Below are 1,568 nucleotides of genomic sequence, written 5' to 3'. Positions count from 1 at the left end.
ATAACTCACGATCCATGATATTTGGTTGCATATTGAACCAATTAAGAAAACAGCATCTAAATATACATGTGGATTTAACCATGTTGAGAGCGCAGAGAATTAATAGTGTTTTTAATAGCGGTTTTTTATCTGAATCGGCTTGAGCATCAAGTGCTTGCCCTCCTTTTAATGCACTTTTTAAATGAGTGAGTCCATAAACAACTAGAAAAGCAGCGCCTATATATTTAATTCCTACTAATGCCCAAGGTATGCTTTTAATAATATAACCAAAACCAAACACGCCAAAGCCGATGATAATGGCATCAAAGAGCGAACACACTAAGCAGATCCAGAAAATATGCTCATTCTTTAACCCTTGTTTAAGTACAAAAGCATTTTGCGAGCCAATGGCGACAATTAAGGATAAGCAAAGTAGGAAACCCGGTATGAAAGCACTCATGATTGATTAGTAATTTTGTGAATAAAAAAGACAGGATAGAAAGTAAATGATTGTATAGGAGTTTAGGGTGATCTGATATAAAGAGCTAATCTTACTTGTGCTAATAACTGGATAACTTATTCATGTTGTGAATTAAATACAGCAAAGATTTTTATGGATAGGCTGTATAGGGTGGGTGGTTCAAAGAAGCAAAGAATAGAAGATGACCAAAAAGCAACAGGTTGGATAGATGGGAGAGGGGGGAGATGATAAAGACAGTGCTTAAGCAAGAAAGGTCAGGAGCGTATTTGGGAGAGGTGTTGTGCTGATGAGGGGTATTGGTGTCAATACAACGGAGGTGCTGTGGTGATGTTTCATTTTTACGACAGTTTAGTGGGGGTGTTGTCGTTTTGGTTATTTTGAGGAGGGCGGGCATGTTACATTTTTACGACAAAGTAGTTAAAAAAGGAGGTTTTTGAGTTTTTTAGGTGGCTGGGTATTGCCAAAGGGTGAAAAGGGGGGCATAATGTCAATCTTTCCTGCTGAGGCAGCGATTAATCAAGTGAATAAGTTGATTGATGGTGGGCTGATGAGGCGGGGGAGGTTAAGCGAGTTAAGTTGACGATAGTGAGTGGATTTAACAACGGTTTAAAAATAAATTAAAAACTATTTTTAAAAAGTGCTTGACAGGATGTAGTGAAGTAGTTCATAATTACATTCTTTGCTGCTGACGGCAACGACGATGAGGTAACACGAAGTCGCCGAGACAGTCAGACGAATTTACAGTGGTAAGTTTGCGATGTTCTTTAACAACTAACAGCCGATAAGTGTGGGCGCTTGGAATGAGAGAGCCATCCTATCACGGGATGAGCTAATACATTATTTTAAGTGCTTACACTACATACAGAAATAAGGTTTTTTTACAAACGTTATTTCTTTGAGTATAAGCAGCGATAGTATCTACGGATACTACAATTAAACAGGAATTGAACTGAAGAGTTTGATCCTGGCTCAGATTGAACGCTAGCGGGATGCCTTACACATGCAAGTCGAACGGCAGCATCAGAGAGCTTGCTCTCTGGATGGCGAGTGGCGAACGGGTGAGTAATGTATCGGAACGTGCCCAGGTAGACGGGGGATAACATACCGC

Annotated in this window: 1 protein-coding gene and 1 rRNA gene; one reads left to right on the top strand and one right to left on the bottom strand. The window is 39.8% G+C overall.

Annotated elements, in window-relative coordinates; translation table 11 throughout:
• A partial coding sequence (locus V757_RS18560) for a LysE/ArgO family amino acid transporter (protein ID WP_218184482.1) occupies positions 1-439 on the bottom strand: 439 nt, incomplete at its 3' end.
• Between the two features lie 967 nt (positions 440-1,406).
• Between V757_RS18560 and V757_RS28875 the strand changes: the two genes are divergently transcribed.
• A 16S ribosomal RNA gene (locus V757_RS28875) occupies positions 1,407-1,568 on the top strand; the annotation flags it as partial.

It is taken from the genome of Pelistega indica, assembly GCF_000506865.1.
GTDB classification, from domain to species: Bacteria; Pseudomonadota; Gammaproteobacteria; order Burkholderiales; family Burkholderiaceae_B; genus Taylorella; species Taylorella indica.
Note: the sequence above shows the minus strand (reverse complement) of the source record. Positions and strands in the feature narration are given on the sequence as shown.